Origin of the sequence: Bradyrhizobium sp. SZCCHNS3052, from assembly GCF_032484495.1 — a bacterium.
Classification (GTDB): domain Bacteria; phylum Pseudomonadota; class Alphaproteobacteria; order Rhizobiales; family Xanthobacteraceae; genus Bradyrhizobium.
This window is the reverse complement of the sequence record NZ_JAUETB010000008.1, coordinates 44,218-65,607: the sequence shown is the minus strand read 5'-3', so window position 1 is coordinate 65,607 and position 21,390 is coordinate 44,218. Positions and strand designations below refer to the sequence as shown.

The following is a 21,390-nucleotide window of genomic DNA, read 5'->3' as shown; positions in this document are numbered from 1 at the left end:
GCGCCGGAGCGAGCCGCGCTCGCCACACCGTCTCCCTTGTTGGTGCCGTTTCGAAACATCTCTCCATGCTTCCGCCCCACGCCGTCCGAAATCTCGGAGAAGGATGCGCCGCCCGCGAGAGGGCGATCATCGTGGGCGTGAGGCGGGAGAAGCATGGTCGAGATCGACGTCGCGGCTTTCGTGAGATCCTGTACCCCCACCACCATCCGCCTGATGATGCTGTGCGCGGCGCTCGGCCTGTCGGGCTGCGCCACGGCGCAGATGACGCAGAGCGGCGCGCTCGCATCCTACCAGTCGCTGGCGGAATCGAACGGCCTGCTCGCCAAGTCGCAGCTCAACGTCGACAAGGACAATGTGCTCGCGGCCCAGACCGTGCGTATCATGCCGACATCCTTCTCGGGCCAGGCCGGCGCGGTGCTGACGGACCAGCAGCGGCAGCTCGTCGCCAATGCCGTCGACCGCGCGCTGTGTCTCAACCTGAGCGAACGCTTCACAGTCGTGGCGCCCAATCAGAGGGCCGATCTGACGACGCGCACCTTCATCACCCAGGCGACGCCGACCGATCCGGTCGCCGCCGGTGCGTCGAAGGTCGTGTCGGCGGTGCCGGGCGCGCTCGGCGTTCCCGTTCCGGTGCCGCGGCTGCCGATCGGGCTCGGCAGTCTCACGATCGAGGCTGAGGCGCTCGACCGCAAGGGCCGGCAGCAGGCCGCAATGGTATGGGCGCGCGGCGCCAATTCGTTCACCAACTCGCCGGTGCTGTCGCAGGCCGGCGATGCCTATGATTTGGCAGGTTCGTTCAGCGCCGATTTCGGCCAGATGCTGGTGACCGGCGAGACGCCGTTCGGCAAGGTGCCGAAGCTGCCGTCGATCGAACGGATCGGGGCGGCCCTTGGCGGCAAGCCGAAGAACGCGGCGTGCGAGGCGTTCGGCAGGGATCCCGGGGTCATCGGCATGGTCGCCAACCGTCTGGGCGCACCGCCGGAATGGGTCGACAAGGGCGCTGTGCCAAGAGACGCACAGGCGAGCACGCAGATCGCGAAACAGTAGCGGCCGTATGCATCCGCATGCCGCCATGGGAATGCGAGACGCGGCCGCGTCGGAAAGCATAAGCGCGCTGCGGGTGTTGGCACACCTCGGATCGGGGCGGCGGCCGGTGTGCGCTACTCCGCCGCCTCGCTCTTGCCCTCGATCAGCAGCACGTCGAGGCTCTCGATCTCCTGCATCGCGCGGCCGGCGATGCCCTGCAGGTCGCCATACAGGCCCGCCGTCGAATCCAGCACGCTGCGCAGTTGCTCCTCGCGCTTGGCCCACAGCCGCATCATGGTCTTGCGCTCGCGGTCGAGATCCGACTGCATCTCGGTGAAGCGCTCGACGATGGCGTCGATGCGGTGGCGGAAGCGGGGCCCCGTGAGATAGGCGTAGACCATCTCCATCTTGGTCTGCTGGCCCTCCTGCGCGAGCTTGCTGCAGGCGACGTCGATCAGCGACTGCCGCAGTGCCAGCGACAGTGGCAGCGCGAAGCGCGGCTCGGCGACCCAGACGCCGTCGATCAGGTCGAAGCCGTCGACCCCCTTGGGCAGCGCGCTCGAGACGATCAGCGCGATGTCGGCCTTGGCGGCGCGTAGGTCGTCGCGCAGCTTCACCAGCCAGCCATCGCTCCAGTTCTTGGTGCGCTTGGATTCCCACAGGATCGCGCCGCAGGCCTGGCCACCGGGGCCGACCACGCGATGGATCACGTCGCCGCCGAACTCGCCCTTCGGAACCGGCTCGACCAGGTCGCGGGGAAAGCGCGCGCGCAGTTGTGACTCCAGCTCGATCTCCAGTGCCTCGCCCTGCAGCTGCTGCGAGCCCTGCTCGGCCTTGCGGCGAAGCTCCTCGATCTGGCGCTGCATGCCTGCGATCTGGGTCTCCTTCTCGGCGACCTTGGCCTTCAGAGACTCCTCCGCCTCGAGCCGCGCCTTGTCGCGCACCGCGACGAGATTTTCCTGCACCTTGGTCTCGATGGTGAGATCGAGCTCGCGGCGGGCCTCGTCGAGCTCACGCTGCTTGCGCATCATCTCCGCCTGCGCCTTCTGCGCATCCGCCAGCTTGGCGTCCTTGCTGACGATGGCCTCGTGCAGCTCGGCGAGCTGGCGATCGCGGTTGCCCATCTCGTCGGCCACCGCCTGTCGTGCCTTCTCGGCCTCGGCCTGCGCGATCGCAGCGCGTTCGGCCTTCAGCTTGGTGGCGACCTGCTGGTCGATCGCAGCCTTGGCCTGCGCGATCTGCTCCTGCGCGGCCTTGAGCTGCGCCTCGCGGCGGCCGAAATCGGCTTCTTTCGCCTGGAGCTGCCTCTCGAACTGCCGGCGCGTCTCCGCGATCAGGGGCGCTGCGAGCTGCTCGGTCAGCTTGATCTCGGTGCGGCAGGAGGGGCAAACGATCTGAGGATCGGTCATGATTCGCTTCCTTCCATGAAAGCCGAATCTAACCGGCCGCCGCGTGGCGTTTAACCCACGCGAACGGCTTATCCCACGCAATTATCCGCGATTCACGCCCCGTGCGGCGTGGCCGCGGACGCCGCCGTCGCGTCCGGCGCCTTGATGCGGAACCAGGCGACGTAGAGCGCCGGCAGGAACAGCAAGGTCAGCACGGTGCCGACGATGATGCCGCCCATCATCGCATAGGCCATCGGACCCCAGAACACTTCGCGCGCGATCGGGATCAGCGCCAGCGAGGCCGCGGCCGCCGTCAGCATGATCGGCCGCATGCGGTGCTCGGTCGCCTCCATCACGGCCTCCCACGGCGGCCGTCCTTCTTCGCGCAGATGCTCGATCTGCACGATCAGGATCACCGAGTTTCTGATCAGGATGCCGATCAGCGCGAGCACGCCGAGGATGGCGACGAAGCCCAGCGGCGCGCCGCTCGGCAGCAGTGCTGCGACGACGCCGATCAAGGCCAGCGGGGCCACCGCGAACACCAGGAACAGCCGCTGGAAGCTCTGCAGTTGCAGCATCAGGATGGTGGCCATGGTGAACAGCATGATCGGGACGACCGCGATGATCGGCGCCTGGCTCTTGGCGCTCTCCTCGACGCTGCCGCCGGTGACGACCTTGTAGCCGGCCGGAAGCTTGGCGTCGAAGGCCGTGATCGCCGGCTTGAGCTGATCGACCACCGTGTTCGGCTGCACCTGATCGATCACGCTGGCCTTCAAGGTCAGCGTCGGCTGGCGCGAGCGGCGCCAGATCTCCGGCTGCTCGATCTGGTAGCGCAGGGTCGCGAGCGCCGCGAGCGGGATCGACTGGCCGTTGGATCCGGAGAGCTGCAGGTCGCGCAAGGTCTCCAGCGACTGCCGTTCCTTGGCCTGGGCGCGGCCGCGTACGTCGATCAGATAGATGTCGTCGCGCACCTGGGTGATCGAGGTGCCGTCGAGCACGCTGTTCAGCGCATTCGCGATGTCCTCCGAGGTGACGCCGAGCTGGCGCGCCTTGTCCTGCAGCACGTCGACCTTCACGACGCGCGCCGGCTCCATCCAGTCGAAGATGACCGCCCCGAGATGGCTGTTGCCGCGCAGGACGCCGGCCAATTCCTGCGCGATCTCGCGCACTTTGGCGACATCGGGCCCGCTGACGCGATACTGCACCGGGCGGCCGACCGGCGGGCCGATGTCGAGCAGATGCACATAGGCGTCGGTGCCGGGGAACGTCTTGGTCAGATAGGCCTGCAGCTTGGCGCGGGCACGGTCGCGCGCCTCGAGGCTCTTGGTCACGATGATGATCTGGCCGAACGACACGTCGGCCGGCTGCACGTCGAACGACAGCACGAAGCGCTGGGCGCCGGAGCCGACATAGGTCGACCAATGGTCGATGTCGGGATCGCCCTTCAGCGCCTCCTTCTCGAACTGCGCCATCTGCGTGTTGGTCTCGGCGATCGAGGAGTTCTGCGGCAGGTTGAAGTCGATGACGAGCTCATTGCGGTCAGAGGAGGGGAAGAACTGCTGTTGCACGAAGCGCATGCCGAACACCGACAGCCCGAAGATCAGGACCGTGGCGACGATCGTGGTCCAGCGGTTCCGCATGCAGGCATTGAGCATGGCGCGGAAGATCCGGGTCAGCCGGCCGCCCTCGGCATGGTGACTCGGCAAGGTCGCGGGCAGGATGGTGACGCCGAGCAGCGGCGCGAACAGCACGGCCACGATCCAGGACACGACCAGCGACACCGCGATCACGACGAACAGCGTGAAGGTGAACTCGCCGGCGGCGCTGTTGTTGAGGCCGATCGGGATGAAGCCGGCGACCGTGACCAGCGTGCCCGTCAGCATGGGGAAGGCGGTCGAGGTGTAGACGTAGGTTGCGGCCTTGCGCAAGGAGTCGCCGACCTCGAGCCGCGCCACCATCATCTCGACCGCGATCATGGCGTCGTCGACCAAGAGGCCGAGCGCGATGATCAGCGCGCCCAGCGAGATGCGCTGCAGCGAGATGCCGGTGTAGGCCATGAACAGGAAGGTGATGGCGAGCACCAGCGGGATCGAGATCGCGACCACGAGGCCGGCGCGGACGCCGAGGCTGACGAAGCTGATCGCGAGCACGATGATCACGGCCTCATACAGCGCCTTGGTGAAGCCGCCGACGGCTTCCTCGACGATCTTGGGCTGGTCCGAGACGAGATGCACGCCGACGCCGACCGGCAGGTCGGCGACGACCTTCGCCATCTCCTCCTTCAGCGCCTCGCCGAAGTCGAGCAGATTGGCGCCGGCCTTCATGCCGATGGCAAGTCCGATCGCCGGCTGGCCGTTGAAGCGGAACAGCGACGTCGGCGGGTCCTCATAGCCGCGGGTGATGGTGGCGACGTCGGTGAGCGGGAAGAAGCGGTCGTTGATGCGCAGGTTGATCGCCTTGAGGCTCTCCTCGGAGGTGAACTGGCCGGAGACGCGTACGGCGACGCGCTCGGGGCCGGCCTGCAGCACGCCGGACGGCGACACCGCATTCTGCGCCTGGAGCGCCGTCAGAATGGTGCGCTGGTCGATGCCGAGCGCGGCCACCTTGCGCGGCGAGAATTCGAGATAGATCACCTCGTTCTGCGCGCCGACGATGTCGACGCGGCCGACATTGGGCACGGTCAGCACCTTGGCGCGAACCTCCTCGACGCGGTCGCGCAGCTGACGCTGGCTGAGGCCGTCGCTGGTGAAGGCGTAGATGTTGCCGAACACGTCACCGAAGCGGTCGTTGAATCCCGGCCCGACGACGCCGGACGGGAAGTCGCCCCTGATGTCGTTGATCAGGTTGCGCACCTGCAGCCAGGTCGGGACGACGTCGCGTGCCTTGGTGGTGTCGCGCAGATTGACGAACACGGTGGTCTGGCCGGGCACCGTCAGGCTCTTGGTGTAGTCGAGCGCCGGCAGCTCCTCCAGCTTCTTCTCGATGCGGTCGGTGACCTGGCGCGTCATCTCCTCGGCGGAGGCGCCGGGCCATTTGGCCTGGATCAGCATCGTCTTGATCGTGAAGGACGGATCCTCCTCGCGGCCGAGATGCACGTAGGAGAAGAGGCCCGCAGCCATGAAAGCGATCATGAAATACCAGACGAGCGAGCGGTGCTCGAGCGCCCAGTCGGAGAGGTTGAAGGACTTCACGGTTGAGATTCCTGATCGATGCGGACGGACTGGCCATCCTTGAGACTGTGCACGCCGGCGGTGACGACGCGCTGCCCGGCTTCGAGGCCGCCGGTGACGCGGACGCTGCCGTCCTCGTTGCGGGCGATCGTGATTTCCTGTCGCTTCACCGTCTTGCTGGTAGCGTCGACCAGCCAGACGAAGCTCTTGTCGTTCTGCTCGAGCACAGCCGAGCGCGGCAGCCGGATGACGGTCTTCTGCTCGATATCGAGCGAGGCGGTCACCGTGGTGCCGAGCCGCATGATCTCGGGCGGATTGTCGAGCGTGATGCGGATGCGGCGCGTGCGCGTGGTGGCGTCGGCGCGCGGCGCGATCTCGCGCACCTTGCCGGCGGCGCTGACGCTGGGATCGACCTGTAGCCGCACGGTGAACGGCGTGCCGGCCTGCAAGGCCCCGGCGATGTCGTCGCCGACATCGATGACGGCTTCGCGGATGTCGGGCCGCGCGACGGTGACGACGCTCACGCCCGGCGAGACGACCTGTCCGACTTCCGCGCCGACCGCGGTGACGATGCCGGCGAAATCCGCCTTGAGCTGGGCGTAGCCGAGCTGCTCACGCGCCTTGGCGAGATTGGACTGCGCCTTGACGACGGAGGCCTGGGCGGCTGCGCGCGACTGCTCCGCGCTCTCCAAGGTCGCCTTGGTGGTGGCGTCGGTTTCCAGCAAGGTCCGCTGCCGGCCCTCGGTGCCGGTCGCATTGGTCAGTTGCGCCTGGCTGCGCGAGACCTCGGCGGCCGAGGCACGCACGGCGAGCTCGAGCGCGGCGGGATCGATCGCCGCGACGACCTGGTCCTGCTTGACCATGTCGCCGATATAGACGGGCCGTGCGATCAGCCGTCCGAGCACGCGGAAACTGAGATCGGCCTTGTAGCGCGGCTCGATCGTGCCGGTGACGGCCGAGCCGTTGGCCGCCTGCGGCTCGATCTTCATCGACAGCACCGGCCGGACCGGCTCGGGAGCGGCGGCCTTTTCGTTGCAGCCGGCGAGCAGAGCGAGCGCGCCGAGCGGAAGAACACAACGCATGGGCGTCATCACGACCGCTTCTCCTCGTTGAATACGATCTGTTGGCCGACGCTGAGCAGCTTGCCGCCATCGGTCACGACGCGGTCACCCGGTTGCAGCCCGGCCGACACCACGATCGCGCCGGTCTCGTAGTCCTCGATCGTGATCGGCTTCAGCGACACGGTCTTGTCGGCGGCATCGACCAGCCACACCGCCGGCGTCTTGCCGGCCGCGGTGAGCGCGCTCCAGGGCAGCACGATGCGTTGCTCCGGCTTGATGAAGCCGGTGACGCTGACGGCGCTGCCGAGGATCATCTCGGGCGGCGGATTTTCGATTGCCATCTTGACACGGACGGTCCCGGATTTGGGATCGATGGTCGGCGAGACTTCGCGCACTTGACCCTTGGCCGTCACCGAGGGATCCGAGAGCAGCGCAATCGCGGCCTTGGTGCCGTCGAACTTCAACGACAGCGCCGCCTCGTAGACGTCGACCACGGCATCGCGATCGCCGTCACGCGCGAGCGTGAACACGGACTGCGCCGCCTGCGCCACCTGGCCGACCTCGATATTGCGCGCGGTGATCGTGCCGTCGGCGTCGGCGCGCAACTCGGTGAAGGTCAGCGCGTCCTTGGCGGTGTCGCGCTGGGCCTTGGCGGATTCCAGCGAGCCTTCCGCCGTCCGCAGAGTCTCCTGGGCCTGGTCGAAGGTCGCGCGCGTCGTGAAGCCGCTGGAGAGCAGCGTCTGCTGCCGATTGAAGTTGGAGGTCGCGACCTTCACCTGCGACTCCGCGGCGGTCACGGCGGCCTCGGCGGAATCCAGGTCGGCCTGCTGCTCGGCCGGATCGATCCTGGCGAGCAACTGTCCGGCCTTGACGTGCGCGCCGACCTCGACGAGCCGCTCCGTGACGCGGCCGCTGACCCTGAACGACAGGTCGGCGAGCACGCGCGCCTGGACGTCGCCGGTCAGCGTGATCGATTGCCGGCGCTCCGACAGCTTGACCACCTCGGTTCGCACCAGCCGGGACGGCGGTGCGGTTGCGGCCGTTTTCTGCTCGCAGCCGGCCAGCAGCAGGCCGACGGCAGCACAGCCGGCCGCGGCCAGCAGGCGTGAGCCCGGCGCCCGAAGGAAGGGGAATCCTGTGATTGGAGACATGGTCGTATCTTCGGCCCGGTTGGGTGGTGGCGATCATTCCCGTCCTGCCGCGCAAGCACGCAAGGACCGGAAAGCGCCTGTTGGTCGTCAGCAGCGCCGCAGAATCCGCGCAGCCGCCCCGCCGTTGCAGGCAAGGTTCACGCGAAAGTTGAACACCATCCTCTTGACAGTGCGTGAATTAGACAATCAAATCTAGAATAATTCGTCTAGTAACATTCTCGTGGCGGTTTCGAATTCCCCCCGTGTGGGTTGCCGGGCGCTCCCGTTGGGACATCGGCCATCGCTGCCGCCGCGGTGAGCCAAGGCATGACGCGAACGTGCGACGCAAAGCTGCGACTGACCTGAATGACCCCGCGCGCACGACATCACGTGCGCCGCGCCAGGCGCGGGGCCGTGAGCGGCGCGAGCAGCTGCTCGACGCCGCAGCCGCCATCATCGCCGAGTCCGGGATTGGTGCCGTCAGCATGCATGCCGCGGCCCAGCGCGCCGGCGCCTCGATCGGCTCGGTCTATCACTTCTTCCGTGACAAGGATCAGATGCTGGACGCGCTCGCCGAACGTCACGATGCCGAGCTGCAGCCGGCATTCGATCGCGTGCTGCAGCGGAGCGATGCGGAATGGGCAGCGTTGGCGCCCGCAGAGGTCATCGAGCAACTGATCGGCTGGGCGATCCGCTACTTCGTCCGCAATCCCGATGCGCTGGCGACGCTCGATCTGCACGACCAGACCGTGCATGCCGAGTTCAGGGCCGTCATCGACCGCGTCATGCGCGCCAGGCTTGGCGACGAACTGGGCAAACAGGCGGCCACTACGCTCGATGCCGTCGTGCTCGGCACCCTGCTGTTCACGCGCGAGCAGGATCCGCGCAGTCGCGACGTCGTGGTCGCCGCGTTGCCGGAGATGATGGCTACCTATCTGAACGCTCTCGAGGCGAAGCGGAAGCGGACGAAGGCATGAGGTACAGGCGGCGTATCGATGCGATCAGGGCGGCTATTTGAACGGCCACGCGCTGCTCTTCCGATGCATCGCCACTGTGCGCGGCGTCGCCGTGTCCGCGATCGGCTGGGCCGGAAGGACGATCTGGTCGTCGACGTTCCAACGGTCGAGCTCGTAGCGCCATTTGCCATTCTCCGATGTGCGATAATCGCAGTCCCTCAGCGCGCGATCGCGAGACGGTGGATCGATGACCGTAGACGTCGTTCGGCGCTGGCGACGATGCTGACGATCAGGCGGAACGACGAGGCCGGCGCGGACGTACGCATCCCGCTCATCGCACGGGGCCCGCCGGCGACGGCGTGTCGACATGATCCATCGTCGTCATCGACACCGGCTGCGGCTCGTCGATGAGAGCGGAGCGATCGCGACGACGTGCCAGACGCCGCTCGCTGCTCCGGTCGCGCCTGATGGCGATCCCTTCGACCAGCCGGGCCACGACGCCGACCACGGCAAAGCTCACGAGCAGCGAGATGCACAGCAGCCCCAGATAGAGCTTCAGCACCGAGCTTGCGAAGCAGGCAAGCGCGATGAGCGCGACAATGGCCAGCCGGCCTTTGACGGAGATCGACATGATGGGGCGTTTCGCTGGTAGCTGATTGTGGGCGCCACTCTAGCGCCATGTTTTCTGCCGCCAAGCCGCGTCCCAATGGGTGGTAAATTTTGCCGCAAGGTCATGACGACAATCGGATGTGCTCCAGCTCAATCGTCGTCGCACGCGTCGCAGTTCAACTCCGCGTTGCGAAGATCCGGTTGTCCTTGTGCCGGCTTCGCGCATTCGTCGTGGGGAACCGAAGCGAGCATCCATCGTCGCCGAGGTCCGGCCTTCCCTGCGCCCTCTCGTTACGATGAGGGCCGAGATATCGCACGATCCGGGCGCATCGCGTCGCGGCAACGCGAAGCCGCGTCATCTCTCCGAGTAACGGATCAAATGCGTTTCTGCGCATCAGGTACGCGACGAGACCGGCTGTTTGAGATGTCCAGCACGACGATCGGCAGACGTGGCTGCTACTGCGCGCTGGCCCACGCCGCGAGCACGGCGCGCTCCTCGCCGGTGATCTCGGTAATGTTGCCGGGCGGCATGGCGCTCGACCACGCGGCGTTGCGTGCGATCAGCCGCGCGTTGCGCTGGATGTTGTCGGCAGTGTCGAGCCGCACGCCCCTGGGCGCCGCGACGATGCCGTCCCATACGGGTTCGGCGGCATGGCACATGCTGCAGCGGGAGGTCACGATCTCCTCGACCTGCGCGAAGCTCGGCGGGGCGCTCAGGGCCGTCTTGGCGTCGCGAGGACCCGCTGCGGACAGCAGCAGGATGCCGATCATGCCCGCGGCTGCGACGCCCCACACCCACCATGGCGATGGATTGCCCTTGTGACGCTCGTTGAAGAAGTGGCGGATGACCGGCCCGAGCGCGAGCACGATGGCGACGATCACCCAATTGTAGCGGGTGCCGAACAAGAGCGGATAGTGATTGCTGATCATCAGCACCACCACCGGCAGGGTCAGATAGTTGTTGTGGACCGAGCGCTCCTTGCCGGCCTTGCCAAGCTTGGGATCCGGCGCCTCGCCGGCGAGCAGCGCGGCGACGATCTTCTTCTGGTTGGGGATGATCACCGCGAACACGTTGGCGACCATGATGGTGCCGATGATGGCGCCGATCTGGTTGAAGGCGCCGCGGCCGCTCAGCACGTGGGTGAAGGCGTAGGTGAGCGCGACGAGGAAGATGTAGCCGCCGATCGCGAATGGCAGTTCGTGCCGGGCAAGGCCGCTGCGGCAGGCGGCCTCGTAGAGCAGCCACGCCAGCGCCAGCGAGCCGAAGCTGAACAGGCCGGCCTGAAGGGGCGTGAGATCGAGGATCGACTTGTCCACCAGGAACAGGTCGGCGTTGAGATAGTACACCACGATCATCAGCACGAAGCCGGACAGCCAGGTGGTGTAGGCCTCCCATTTGAACCAGGTCAGCTCGCTCGGCATCTGCGCCGGGGCCACCAGATATTTGACGATGTGGTAGAAGCCGCCGCCATGCACCTGCCAGGCCTCGCCCATCACGCCGGTCGGCAGGCCCTCGCGCGGCCTCAGGCTGAGGTCGAGCGCGATGAAGTAGAACGAGCTGCCGATCCAGGCGACCGCGGCGATCACGTGCAGCCAGCGGAAGATCAGGCTCAGCCATTCCGATATGATCGAAGCCCACATCGCGCGCTCATCTCCTTCGACAGGGCAAGTCCAGAGCCGAGTGCCTGCGTCTCATCTGTGGCATCGATCGCATCTGATTTCCAGCGCGTCGCTGTGGCAGTCAGTGCACAACAGATTAGCTGTCATGCGCGCGTGATGCGGTGGACTCCGGCGGCGCGATTGCGTTCAATGTGGCGGTCTGACAAGCGGGACGGGCGGAATGACGAGACTGGTTCTGATGATGCTGGTGTTGGGACAGTTCGCTGGTGTGCCTCTGGCGGCGGCGCAGACCGCACCCAAGCAGAGCGCGGCCAAGCGCGCCGATGCCTGCGCGCCGATCGGACGAACCGAGGACGGCAAGCTGGTCTATGCGATGAAATGCGAGAGCATCCCCAAGCCGGTCGCTCCCGTCGCCCCGCCACAGGCGGCCGCCCAGCCGTCGGAGCCGGCTGCGGAACCGGAGCCCGAGACCCAGCGGAGCGGCCTGTTCGGTTGGTCGTACGATCGCCGACCCAAGCCATAGCGCAGCCGTTTCCCCAGACCGCCTCATTCACCGAATTTCTCCTGCAACTGCGGAAGCAGCCGGTCCGGCTTGAACGGCACGGCCGTGAAGCGGATGCCGGTCGCGGCGCGCAGCGCGTTGCCGAGCGCGGCGGCGACCGGATTATAGGGGCTCTCGCTCATCGACTTCGCCCCCAATGGGCCGATCGTGTCGTGGGTGTCGGCAAACAGCACCTCGGTGCGCGGCACGTCAGCATAGGACGGCAGGTGATAGTCGCGGAAGCGCGGATTGATCACGCGGCCCGTGTCGTCGATCACGATCTCCTCGTACAGCGCGGCACCGAGCGCTTGGGCCACGCCGCCCTCGACCTGGCCGCGGCACTGCACCGGATTGGCGACCCGGCCGGCATCCGCGGCCTGCACGCTCTTGAGGATCCTGACCTCGCCGGTCCCCTTGTTCACAGCGACGCGAAAACCCTGGACGTTGAACGCGACCGAGCGCGGCGTGCCATGCGAACTGCCGCTCGCGGTGAGCGGCGATCCGCTGGCGTTCGCGAGCTCGGCGAAAGCGAGACGGTGTGCGCCGCAGGTGATTGCATCATCGGCGATCACGCAGGCGCCGGGAGCGACGTTCCACCTGTCGGCCGCGAACCGCTTGATCGTCTCGGCCAGCGCCTCGGCCGCAGCCTGGGTCGCGCGTCCCGCGACGAAGGTGCCTGTCGAGCCATAGGCGCCGGTGTCGTGGCCGCCATGCGCCGTGTCGGACTGTCTGAGGCTGATGCGACCGACCGTGGTGCCGAGCACGGTCGCGGCGATCTGGCGATGGACGGTGCTGGTGCCGTTGCCGAACTCGGCGGTGCCGACGGTGAGCACGAAGCCGCCGTCGTCGCGCAGGCTGACGGTGGCATCGGCGATATGGCCATTGGGCGGCACGGTGTCGATCATCGTCAGCGCGATGCCATCGCCCTTCAGCCACTCGGCCGCCAGCTCCGGCGTCGGCGTGGCCTCGGCCATCGCGCGCTCGACCAGATCGAGGCACTGGTCGAGCCCGTAGGAGCCGTACAGCACGTCGCTGTGCCCGGATGCCGGCGGCGCCAGCATGGCATCGCCCGGCCTGACGATGTTGCGGCGTCGCATCTCGAAAGCGTCGATGCCGAGCTGCCGCGCGAGCTCGTCGATCGCGGCTTCGACCGCGAAGGTGGTTTGCGGCAGGCCGTAGCCCCGATAGGCGCCGGCCGGCACCGTGTTGGTGTAGACGGCGAGGCCGTCGACCTTCTTGTTGGGACAATTGTAGACCGAGATCGACTCGGCGCAGGCATGGAACAGCACGGGCCCGGCGTGATTGCCGTAGGCACCGGTGTTGGAAAGAACATCGAGCTGCAGCGCGGTCAGCTTGCCATCCTTGTCGGCGCCGGCCTTGACCGTGACGCGCATCGGATGCCGCGTCGAGGTCGCGATGAACTGCTCCTCTCTGGTGAATTCGAGCTTCACGGGGCGCATTGTCTTCAGCGCGGCGAGCGCGAGGATATCCTCGACGAACATCTCCTGCTTGCCGCCGAAGCCGCCGCCGACGCGCTCGCAGAACACGCGGACATTATCGGGCGCGAGGTCGAAGATCTCGCACAGCGCCCGTTTCGTCAGGAACGGCACCTGCGTGCTGGAACGGACGGTAAGCGCGCCGTTCTCGTCGAGCCAGGCGAGACCGCCGTGCGTTTCAAGCGCCGCATGCTGCACCCGCTGGGTGGTGAAGGTGCCTTCATAGGTCGCGGCGGCGGACGCGAGCGCGGCGGCGACGTGGCCGAACTCGCCATGGGTCTCGGCGACGATGTTGCGGCCGACGTCCGCGATGCGATGCGCGCTGCCACGGCCGGCGTGAATGACCGGCGCGCCGGGCTCGATCGCGTCAGCGGGATCGACCACGGCAGGCAGGATCTCGTAGTCGACGACGAGACACCGACAGGCCTCTTCGGCCGCTGCCTCGGTCTCGGCGACGACGGCCGCGACCTTCTGGCCGATGAAGCGCACGACGTCGTCGAGCACGCGGGTGTCCGCCGGATCCATCCAGGCCTGCTCATGGCGCGCGGTGGAGAACAGCGTCGCCGGCGCATCCTCATGCGTCAGCACCGCGTGCACGCCCGGCACCGCCAGCGCAGCCCTCTTGTCGATGCCGGCGATGCGCGCATGCGCGTGCGGCGAGCGCGCGAGCTTGACGTGCAGCAGGCCTTCGACCGTCATGTCGAAGGTGTAGCGCGCCCGGCCGCGTACGACGTCGGGACCGGCGGGGGCGGGCAGGCTGCGTCCGAAGGCTTCGCCGGCTGTGACCTGCTCGACATGAACGTGGCCGAGCAGCGCGTCCTCGATGGCGCGATAGCCGGTGCAGCGGCACAGATTGCCCTTCAGCGCCGCGCCGAGATCCTTCTTCTGCGCCTGGTTCAACGAGGCGCAGGTGACGATCATGCCGGCGGTGCAGAAGCCGCATTGGAACGCCTGCGCATCGAGGAAGGCCTGCTGCATCGGATGCAGGCCGTCATCGGTCGCGAGGCCTTCGACAGTCGTGACCGCCTTGCCATCGGCACGAAAGGCAGGGATCAGGCAGCTATGCACCGGTTCGCCGTCGAGCAGCACAGTGCAGGCACCGCAATCGCCGGCGTCGCAGCCCTTCTTGACGCCGAAATGGCCGGTGTCGCGCAGAAAGGTCCGCAGGCATTGCCCGGGGCGCGGGGCAGCATCGACCTCCTTGCCATCGACGATCACGGTCATGGCCTGAAGCCCGCGAGCTCGGCGCGGATCTCCTCGGCGAGGCGCAGAGTCATCGCCTTGCGCCAGGCGGGCTTGCCATGAACATCATCATGATACGACGCGTCTGGGATGCTGCCGAGAATGCCGGCGCGCAATTCGGTTGGGTCGGGCATCGTGGCGAAGCGCAGCTGCTGCGGCTTGATAGTCGATCCGGTTACCGTGAGCAGCAGGTCGCCGCTGCGGCCCGAGGTGCCGATCAGCAGCGCGCCGGAGCGTCCGACCGGGGTGAGTGCGATCTGGCGGAAGGCAGTGCGGCGCTTGAGCGCGGCCAGCGGAATGTCGATCTGGCGCAGCAGATCTCCAGGCGCGAGCACGTTGCTGTTGTTGCCGGTGATGAAGTCGGCGACCCGGATGCGCTGCTCGCTGCCGTCGTTCTTCCAGATCGTGCAGACGCCCTCGAGCGCGGCGAGCAGCGAGATCATCGGCCCGGCCGGCAGCGACATGCAGAGATTGCCGCCCACGGTCGCCGTCTTCCAGATCTTGAACGAAGCGAGGAACGCGCGGCAGCATCGATCGATCAGCGGCGCCGCGATCCACTCGGCCGGGCAGGGCAGCGCGTCCAGATCGGCGACGCTGCAGGTCGCGGCGATGCACAGGCCCTGATCGCTGATGCTGAGAGACGGCCAGGCGAGATCGCTGAGATCGATCAGCCGCGACAGGCGCGGCTGCGGTTCCGAGAACAGCCACGTGCCGCCGGCCAGCCAGGCATCGCCTGCCTGCCAGCTGGGCAGCTCGGCCCGCGTCCTCGGGCGCACGACCTCCGTGATGGTGTTCAGATCCATGGTGAAGCCAGCTCGTGGGCGCAGCCTATCGCGGGTGGAATCCTTGCAAGACCAGCGCCAACTGGCAATAGGATGACGCTGGCCTTCCGCTTGCAAGTTACCGGCACATGCAAACGCCCAATCACCGAGACGAGGCAGCCATGAGCACGACGCCGATCTGGATCAAGGACCCGCTCGCCATTCTCGCCGAGGGTGCTGCGCGCGGTGTCGTCGTCAAGGACGGCCGCATCGCCGAGCTGGTGCCTGCCGAGGCCGAGCCGGCCACCGCTGATGCGGCGATCTATGATGCCAGCGGGCATGTCGTGATCCCCGGGCTGATCAACACCCATCATCACTTCTACCAGACGCTGACGCGCGCGCTGCCGGCTGCGATGGACCGCGAGCTGTTCCCCTGGCTGAAGGCGCTCTATCCGATCTGGGCGAAGCTGACGCCGGAGGCACTGGATGCGGCGGTCACGGTTGCGATGGCCGAGCTGATGCTGTCCGGCTGCACGACGACGACCGATCATCACTACGTGTTTCCGGCCGGCCTCGAGGACGCGGTCGGCATCGAGGTGGCGGCTGCGAAGCGGCTGGGCATTCGAGTGCTATTGACCCGCGGCTCGATGAACCTGTCCGAGCGCGACGGCGGACTGCCGCCGGACAGTGTGGTGCAGGACGAGGATACGATCCTCGCCGACAGCGAGCGCGTGGTCGCGACCTATCACGAGCGCGGGCCGGATGCGATGGTGCAGATCGCGCTGGCGCCGTGCTCGCCGTTTTCGGTCACGGGATCGCTGATGCAGAAGACGGCCGATCTCGCCGACAAGCTCGACGTGCGGCTGCATACCCATCTCGCGGAGACCGAGGACGAGAACCGCTTCTGCGAGGCGATGTTCGGCTGCCGTCCGCTCGACTATCTGGAGACGCATGGCTGGCTCGGGCCGCGAACCTGGCTGGCGCACGGCATCTTCTTCAATGCCGAGGAGATGAAACGGCTCGGCATGGCCAAGACCACGATCACTCACTGCGCCTGCTCGAACCAGTTGCTCGCGTCCGGCTGCTGCCCGGTGTGCGAGATGGAGGAGGCGGGCGTCGGGATCGGCCTCGGCGTCGACGGCTCGGCGTCGAACGACGGCTCAAACCTGATGCAGGAGGTGCGTGCCGCGTTCCTGCTGCAGCGGGCGCGCTACGGCGTTGGCCGGATCAGCCACAAGGATGCGCTGCGCTGGGCAACCAAGGGCTCGGCCGCCTGCGTCGGCCGGCCGGAGCTCGGCGAGATCGCGGTGGGCAAGGCCGCCGACCTCGCACTGTTCAAACTCGACGAGCTGCGCTTCTCGGGTTCAGGGGATCCGATCGCTGCGCTGGTGCTCTGCGGCGCCCACCGCGCCGACCGCGTGATGGTCGGCGGCCGCTGGACCGTGATCGACGGCGCAATTCCGGGACTGGACGTCGGCGGGCTGATCGATCGGCACAGCGCGGCCGCCAAGTCCATGCGGGGAGGGTGAAGCGCGCAGCGTTGGAAAATATCCGCTCGAGAACTCCCCCCGACGTGTGGGGAGAGTTCCTGCCGGGTGCTGCGTCTACTTGCCCGGCACCTTGTCGTCGACGCCCTTGACATAGAAGTTCATGCCGAGAATCTGGCCGTCGGCGAGATGGTCGCCGCCCTTGCACTCGATCTCCTTGCCGTCCTGGCCGAGCACAGGGCACTTGAACGGGTGCAGCTTGCCGGCGGTGATCGCGGCCTGGGTCTCCTCGGCCAGCTTCTTCACGTCATCGGGCATGTTGGTATAGGGCGCCATCTCGAACATCTTGGAATCGAGGCCGCCCCAGGTGTCCTCCGACTTCCAGGTGCCGTCGAGCTCGGCCTTGACGCGCGCGATGTAGTAGGGCCCCCAGGTGTCGAGGATCGAGGTGAGCTGCGCCTTGGGGCCGAACTTGATCATCTCGGAGTCCTGGCCGAAGGCGAGCTTGCCGCGCTCGGCTGCGATCTGCATGGCAGCCGGGCTGTCGGTGTGCTGCATGATGATGTCGGCGCCCTGGTCGATCAGCGCCTTGGCGGCGTCGGCTTCCTTGCCGGGGTCGAACCAGGTGTTGGCCCAGATGATCTTGACCTTGATGTTCGGGTTGACCGTCTGCGCGCCGATGATGGTGGCGTTGATGCCCGAAATGACCTCCGGGATCGGGAACGAGCCGATATAGCCGAGCACGCCGGCCTTCGACATCTTGCCGGCGATGATGCCCTGGATGTAGCGGCCCTGATACCAGCGCGCCGAATAGGTCGACATGTTCTTGTCGCGCTTGTATCCGGTGGCGTGCTCGAAATGCACGTTGGGATACTTCTTGGCGACCTTCAGGGTCGGATCCATGTAGCCGAACGAGGTCGTGAAGATCAGCTTGTTGCCGGCGCGGACCAACTGCTCGATGGCGCGCTCGGCGTCCGGGCCTTCCGGTACGTTCTCCAGATAGGTCGTCTCGATCTTGTCACCGAGCTCCTTCACCAGCGCCTGGCGCGCGAGCTCATGCTGATAGGTCCAGCCGAGGTCGCCGATCGGCCCGAGGTAGATGAAGCCGACCTTCAGCTTGTCGGCGGCGTGCGCCACGCCGGCGATGCTTCCCGCCAGCACTAGCGCGGCGGCAGCCCCCAGAAGCCTTTTCATCATCGTCCATGCCTCCAAACAATCCGGGGAAAACCTCGTGAGCCAGAGCACCGCGCCCCATCGCTGGCGCTCCGGATGATTGGTTCAGCGATCCGGCACGAACACCGTCCCCAGCGCTGCCGGCGCGGTGGAGCCGCCGGTGCGGGCGCGCGACAGCAGCACCAGGACGATCACGGTGGCGAGGTACGGCAGCGCCGACATGAACTGCGAGGGGATGCCGACGCCGGCGCCCTGCGCATGCAGCTGCAGGATCGTCACCGCACCGAACAGGTAGGCGCCGACGACGAGGCGGCCCGGTCGCCAGGATGCGAACACGACCAGCGCCAGCGCGATCCAGCCGCGCCCCGCGGTCATGCCGGGAATGAAGAACGGCGTATAAGCCAGCGGCAGATAGGCGCCGGCGAGCCCGGCGCAGCCGCCACCGAACAGCACCGCGAGCAAACGGATGCGCAGCACGGGATAGCCGAGCGCGTGGGCGGAGACATGGTTGTCGCCGCAGGCGCGCAGCACCAGGCCGGCACGGGTGCGGTACAGGAACCACCAGACGGCGATGATCAAGACGAGCGACAGATAGACGAACGCATCCTCGCCGAACGCGATACGGCCGACCAGCGGGATGTCGCTGAGGCCGGGAATGTAAAGGTGCGGCGCGGTGCTGATGCGTTCGCCGACAAAGCGCGCGCCGATCAGGCCGGACAGACCGGTGCCGAGGATGGTCAGCGCGAGGCCCGTCGCCACCTGGTTCACGGCGAGGCCGAGGGCCATGAACGCGAAGATCAGCGACATCAGCATGCCGGCGACGATGCCGCACAGCGCGCCGACGATGATCGAGCCGGACAGCCAAGCCCCGCCGAAGCCGCAGGCCGCGCCGACGATCATCATGCCCTCGACGCCGAGGTTGAGGACGCCCGAGCGCTCGGTGACCAGCTCGCCGGTGGCCGCCAGCAGCAGCGGCGTCGATGCGGCGAGCACCGACAGGATGATTGCTTCAACCAGCACCACTTTGCACCTGCCGCGCGGCGAAGACGAGCTTGAAACGGTAGAGGATGAGCGAATCGCAGGCGAGCACGTAGAACAGCAGGATGCCCTGGAACACCTTGGTCACATCGAGCGGAATCTTCATCGTGATCTGGGCCTGCTCGCCGCCAATGAACGTCAATGCGAGAAAAAGCCCTGCAATGAATATTCCAACCGGATTGAGCCGTCCCAGGAAGGCCACGATGATCGCGGTGAAGCCATAGCCCGGCGAGATGCCAGGCTGCAGATGTCCGATCGGTCCCGCCACCTCGATGATCCCTGCGAGACCGGCCAATGCGCCCGACACGGCGAAGGTCAGAAGGATGAGCTGGTTCGCATTGAAGCCGCCGAACCGCGCCGCACGCGGCGCCACGCCCACGACTCGGATCTCGAACCCCTTGATGGTGCGCTCGAGCAGCACGAAGGCGCCGGCAACGACAATCAGCGCGATGATGCTGCCGAGATGCAGGCGTCCGCCCTCGATCAGCACCGGCACGGTGGCGACCGGATCGAACTCCGCCGTGGTGGGGAAGTTGAAGCCGGCGGGATCGCGCCAGGGGCCGCGAACGAGATAGTCGAGCAGGAGATCGGCGACATAGACCAGCATCAGGCTGATGAGGATCTCGCTGGCGCCGAACTTGACGCGGCACAGCGCGGGGATCAGCGCATAGAGCGCGCCGGCTGCGGCGCCCGCGACCAGCATCGCCGGCAGCACCCAGTGTCCCGCTTCGGTGCCTTGCGTCTTTACCGCGATCCAGCTGCCGGCCACAGCCCCGATCAGGAACTGGCCCTCGGCACCGATGTTCCAGGCGTTGGCGAGGTAGCACAGCGACAAGCCGATCGCGATCATGACCAGCGGCGTGGCCTTCACCGCGATCTCCTGCAGCGAATAGCCGTCGGTGAGCGGCGCGATGAAGTAGACGTCGAGCGCGGTGATCGGGTTCTTGCCGAGCACGGCGAACAGCACGCTCATGGTCACCAGCGTCAGTCCGATCGCGATCAACGGCGAGACCAGCGCGATGGTGCGCGAACGCTCGGCGCGCTTCTCAAGCACGAGCTGCATGCGCCGCCTCCTTCTCGAGGCTGGCGCCACCCATCAACAGGCCGAGCCTTTCCCGCGTCGCCTCCGCGCGTGGCAGCGCCTCCGACAAGTGTCCGTGAAACATCACCGCGATGCGGTCGGCGATCTCGATCAGTTCGTCGAGGTCCTGGCTGGTGACGAGGACGGCAGCACCCGCGCTGGCGAGATCGATCAGCGCCTGGCGGATGATCGCGGCGGCACCTGCGTCGACGCCCCAGGTCGGCTGGTTGACGACCAGCACCGCCGGCGTGCGCAGGATCTCGCGGCCGACGACGAACTTCTGCAGATTGCCGCCGGACAGGCTCGCCGCTTCCGGATCGCGCTTGGCCTTGCGGACATCGAACGTCTCGGTCGTCAGATCGACCGTCCGCAATGTCGCTGCGGCGTTGATGAAGCCGTGCCGGACCATGTCGCCCGCGGCGTGTCCGGTCAGTAGCGCATTCTCGGACAACCTCATCCGCGGCGCGGTGCCATGCCCCAGCCGCTCCTCCGGCACGAACGCCGCGCCCATCTTGCGGCGCTCGGTGATCGAGAGATTGCCGCAGGCGAGGCCGTCGATGATGATCGCGCTGGGCTCTTTGACGAGGCGTTCGCCGGACAACGCAGCAAACAGCTCGTCCTGGCCGTTGCCGGCGACACCGGCGATGCCGAGGATCTCGCCGCCCTTCAGCTCGAAGGAAACGTTCTTGAGGCCCACGCCATGCAGCTCGCTGGGGGCGAGGGTGAGATCATTGACGACCAGACGCGGCACGGTGGTGCGCCGCTCGGCCGGCGGCTTCACGTCCTTGATCTCGGTCCCCACCATCATGCGCGCCAGCGAGGCAGCCGTCTCCAGCTTCGGATTGCAGGTCGCGACCTTCCTGCCGCCGCGCAGGATGGTGGCAGTGTCGCACAGCCGCTTCACCTCTTCGAGCTTGTGGCTGATGTAGAGGATGGCGCGGCCTTCTGCTTTCAGTCGCTCGAGCACGACGAACAACTGGTCGGCCTCCTGCGGCGTCAACACGGCGGTGGGCTCGTCCAGGATGAGGAATTTCGGATTCTGCATGAGCGCGCGCACGATCTCGATGCGCTGCCGCTCGCCCACCGACAATTGCCAGACGTCGCGCTTCGAATCGAGCGGCAGTCCGTAGTCGCGCGCGACGTCCGCGAGCCGCGCCGACATGGCCTTGAATGGCTCCTTGCCATCGAGCCCGAGCGCCACGTTCTCAGCCACCGTGAGGTTGTCGAACAGGGAGAAATGCTGAAATACCATGCCGATGCCGAGGGATCGCGCTTCCGCGGGACCGGACAGCCTGATGGGCACACCCTGCCAGCGCAGCTCACCGGCGCTCGGCTGCACCAGTCCGTAGATCGTCTTCACCAGCGTCGACTTCCCGGCGCCGTTCTCGCCGAGCAAGGCGTGAATCTCGCGTGGCCGGATCTCGATGTCGATCTTGTCGTTGGCAACGAAGTCGCCATAGCGCTTGGTCAATCCGATCGTCTGCAGGAGCGGAGGCGTAGGGTTCGGATCGGCCGGCGCGGGGTCAGGCATTTGCTGCGTCATGGGGCAGGGGAATGAAGCTGCCTCAATTGTGATCTAATTTGCCGCGGCGCGTAAGAGGCGAAAAGCGC

At 66.9% G+C, this 21,390-nt stretch carries 16 protein-coding genes; 4 read left to right on the top strand and 12 right to left on the bottom strand.

Annotated features, from left to right (window positions below):
- The first annotated feature begins 153 nt into the window (after positions 1–153).
- Positions 154–1,047, top strand: a complete 894-nt coding sequence (locus QX073_RS23040; protein WP_410052383.1) for a DUF3313 domain-containing protein — start codon at positions 154–156, stop codon at positions 1,045–1,047.
- A gap of 113 nt (positions 1,048–1,160) precedes the next feature.
- Here QX073_RS23040 and QX073_RS23035 read toward each other — a convergent pair whose 3' ends face one another.
- The 4 genes from QX073_RS23035 to QX073_RS23020 form a co-directional block, all read right to left on the bottom strand.
- Positions 1,161–2,435, bottom strand: a complete 1,275-nt coding sequence (locus tag QX073_RS23035; RefSeq protein ID WP_315717800.1) for a DUF2130 domain-containing protein — start codon at positions 2,433–2,435, stop codon at positions 1,161–1,163.
- Positions 2,436–2,527: 92 nt separating this feature from the next.
- A complete protein-coding gene (locus QX073_RS23030) occupies positions 2,528–5,605 on the bottom strand; it encodes an efflux RND transporter permease subunit (RefSeq protein ID WP_316226413.1) in 3,078 nt (1,025 codons plus the stop codon).
- Positions 5,602–6,675 (bottom strand): efflux RND transporter periplasmic adaptor subunit, encoded by a 1,074-nt coding sequence (locus QX073_RS23025; RefSeq protein ID WP_316226412.1) that lies wholly within the window; start codon positions 6,673–6,675, stop codon positions 5,602–5,604. Before QX073_RS23025 ends, QX073_RS23030 begins: the two co-directional genes overlap by 4 nt.
- Entirely contained in the window at positions 6,675–7,796 is a 1,122-nt protein-coding gene (locus QX073_RS23020) for an efflux RND transporter periplasmic adaptor subunit (RefSeq protein ID WP_316173038.1), read from the bottom strand. The genes QX073_RS23025 and QX073_RS23020 overlap by 1 nt, the downstream gene beginning before the upstream one ends.
- A 317-nt stretch (positions 7,797–8,113) precedes the next feature.
- Between QX073_RS23020 and QX073_RS23015 the strand changes: the two genes are divergently transcribed.
- Positions 8,114–8,752 carry a TetR/AcrR family transcriptional regulator gene (locus QX073_RS23015; RefSeq protein ID WP_315717797.1) on the top strand — a complete coding sequence of 213 codons (639 nt, stop codon included), beginning with the start codon at positions 8,114–8,116 and terminating at the stop codon, positions 8,750–8,752.
- 310 nt (positions 8,753–9,062) lie between these two features.
- Here the strand turns inward: QX073_RS23015 and QX073_RS23010 are convergent, their stop codons facing one another.
- Both QX073_RS23010 and QX073_RS23005 read right to left on the bottom strand, forming a co-directional pair.
- Positions 9,063–9,362, bottom strand: a complete 300-nt coding sequence (locus QX073_RS23010; protein WP_316226411.1) for a hypothetical protein — start codon at positions 9,360–9,362, stop codon at positions 9,063–9,065.
- Positions 9,363–9,796: 434 nt separating this feature from the next.
- Positions 9,797–10,981, bottom strand: a complete 1,185-nt coding sequence (locus QX073_RS23005; protein WP_316167599.1) for a urate hydroxylase PuuD — start codon at positions 10,979–10,981, stop codon at positions 9,797–9,799.
- 199 nt (positions 10,982–11,180) lie between these two features.
- Here QX073_RS23005 and QX073_RS23000 point away from each other — a divergent pair, with 199 nt between their 5' ends.
- Positions 11,181–11,483: a hypothetical protein gene (locus tag QX073_RS23000; RefSeq protein ID WP_316173040.1), complete on the top strand. Its 303-nt coding sequence runs from the start codon at positions 11,181–11,183 to the stop codon at positions 11,481–11,483.
- A 23-nt stretch (positions 11,484–11,506) separates the two neighbouring features.
- On the opposite strand, the gene QX073_RS22995 is transcribed toward QX073_RS23000, so the two are convergent.
- Together QX073_RS22995 and QX073_RS22990 are read right to left on the bottom strand one after the other, a co-directional pair.
- Entirely contained in the window at positions 11,507–14,221 is a 2,715-nt protein-coding gene (locus tag QX073_RS22995) for a molybdopterin-dependent oxidoreductase (protein WP_316226410.1), read from the bottom strand.
- On the bottom strand, positions 14,218–15,042 hold the full coding sequence (locus QX073_RS22990; protein ID WP_316226409.1) for an FAD binding domain-containing protein: 825 nt from the start codon (positions 15,040–15,042) through the stop codon (positions 14,218–14,220). The genes QX073_RS22995 and QX073_RS22990 overlap by 4 nt, the downstream gene beginning before the upstream one ends.
- Before the next feature lie 140 nt (positions 15,043–15,182).
- Here QX073_RS22990 and QX073_RS22985 point away from each other — a divergent pair, with 140 nt between their 5' ends.
- The gene (locus QX073_RS22985; protein ID WP_316226408.1) at positions 15,183–16,529 is read left to right on the top strand and encodes an 8-oxoguanine deaminase; all 1,347 of its coding nucleotides are present in this window, start codon (positions 15,183–15,185) and stop codon (positions 16,527–16,529) included.
- A gap of 75 nt (positions 16,530–16,604) precedes the next feature.
- Here QX073_RS22985 and QX073_RS22980 read toward each other — a convergent pair whose 3' ends face one another.
- From QX073_RS22980 to QX073_RS22965, 4 genes are all read right to left on the bottom strand, one after another.
- Positions 16,605–17,684, bottom strand: coding sequence for a BMP family ABC transporter substrate-binding protein (locus tag QX073_RS22980; RefSeq protein ID WP_315717790.1), 1,080 nt, complete (start codon positions 17,682–17,684; stop codon positions 16,605–16,607).
- Positions 17,685–17,765: 81 nt separating this feature from the next.
- Positions 17,766–18,683: an ABC transporter permease gene (locus QX073_RS22975; protein ID WP_316226407.1), complete on the bottom strand. Its 918-nt coding sequence runs from the start codon at positions 18,681–18,683 to the stop codon at positions 17,766–17,768.
- Positions 18,670–19,761 (bottom strand): ABC transporter permease, encoded by a 1,092-nt coding sequence (locus QX073_RS22970; protein WP_316226406.1) that lies wholly within the window; start codon positions 19,759–19,761, stop codon positions 18,670–18,672. Before QX073_RS22970 ends, QX073_RS22975 begins: the two co-directional genes overlap by 14 nt.
- On the bottom strand, positions 19,745–21,310 hold the full coding sequence (locus QX073_RS22965) for an ABC transporter ATP-binding protein (RefSeq protein WP_316226405.1): 1,566 nt from the start codon (positions 21,308–21,310) through the stop codon (positions 19,745–19,747). Before QX073_RS22965 ends, QX073_RS22970 begins: the two co-directional genes overlap by 17 nt.
- Positions 21,311–21,390 lie beyond the last annotated feature (80 nt).

Bases quoted from the DNA above. Each gene is read 5' to 3' on its own strand.
- QX073_RS23020 (WP_316173038.1), bottom strand. From the start codon at position 7,796: ATGTCTCCAATCACAGGATTCCCCTTCCTTCGGGCGCCGGGCTCACGC.
- QX073_RS23005 (WP_316167599.1), bottom strand. From the start codon at position 10,981: ATGTGGGCTTCGATCATATCGGAATGGCTGAGCCTGATCTTCCGCTGG.
- QX073_RS23000 (WP_316173040.1), top strand. From the start codon at position 11,181: ATGACGAGACTGGTTCTGATGATGCTGGTGTTGGGACAGTTCGCTGGT.
- QX073_RS23010 (WP_316226411.1), bottom strand. From the start codon at position 9,362: ATGTCGATCTCCGTCAAAGGCCGGCTGGCCATTGTCGCGCTCATCGCG.
- QX073_RS22970 (WP_316226406.1), bottom strand. From the start codon at position 19,761: ATGCAGCTCGTGCTTGAGAAGCGCGCCGAGCGTTCGCGCACCATCGCG.
- QX073_RS23025 (WP_316226412.1), bottom strand. From the start codon at position 6,675: ATGACGCCCATGCGTTGTGTTCTTCCGCTCGGCGCGCTCGCTCTGCTC.
- QX073_RS22990 (WP_316226409.1), bottom strand. From the start codon at position 15,042: ATGGATCTGAACACCATCACGGAGGTCGTGCGCCCGAGGACGCGGGCC.
- QX073_RS23040 (WP_410052383.1), top strand. From the start codon at position 154: ATGGTCGAGATCGACGTCGCGGCTTTCGTGAGATCCTGTACCCCCACC.
- QX073_RS22985 (WP_316226408.1), top strand. From the start codon at position 15,183: ATGAGCACGACGCCGATCTGGATCAAGGACCCGCTCGCCATTCTCGCC.
- QX073_RS22980 (WP_315717790.1), bottom strand. From the start codon at position 17,684: ATGATGAAAAGGCTTCTGGGGGCTGCCGCCGCGCTAGTGCTGGCGGGA.
- QX073_RS23035 (WP_315717800.1), bottom strand. From the start codon at position 2,435: ATGACCGATCCTCAGATCGTTTGCCCCTCCTGCCGCACCGAGATCAAG.
- QX073_RS22965 (WP_316226405.1), bottom strand. From the start codon at position 21,310: ATGCCTGACCCCGCGCCGGCCGATCCGAACCCTACGCCTCCGCTCCTG.
- QX073_RS22995 (WP_316226410.1), bottom strand. From the start codon at position 14,221: ATGACCGTGATCGTCGATGGCAAGGAGGTCGATGCTGCCCCGCGCCCC.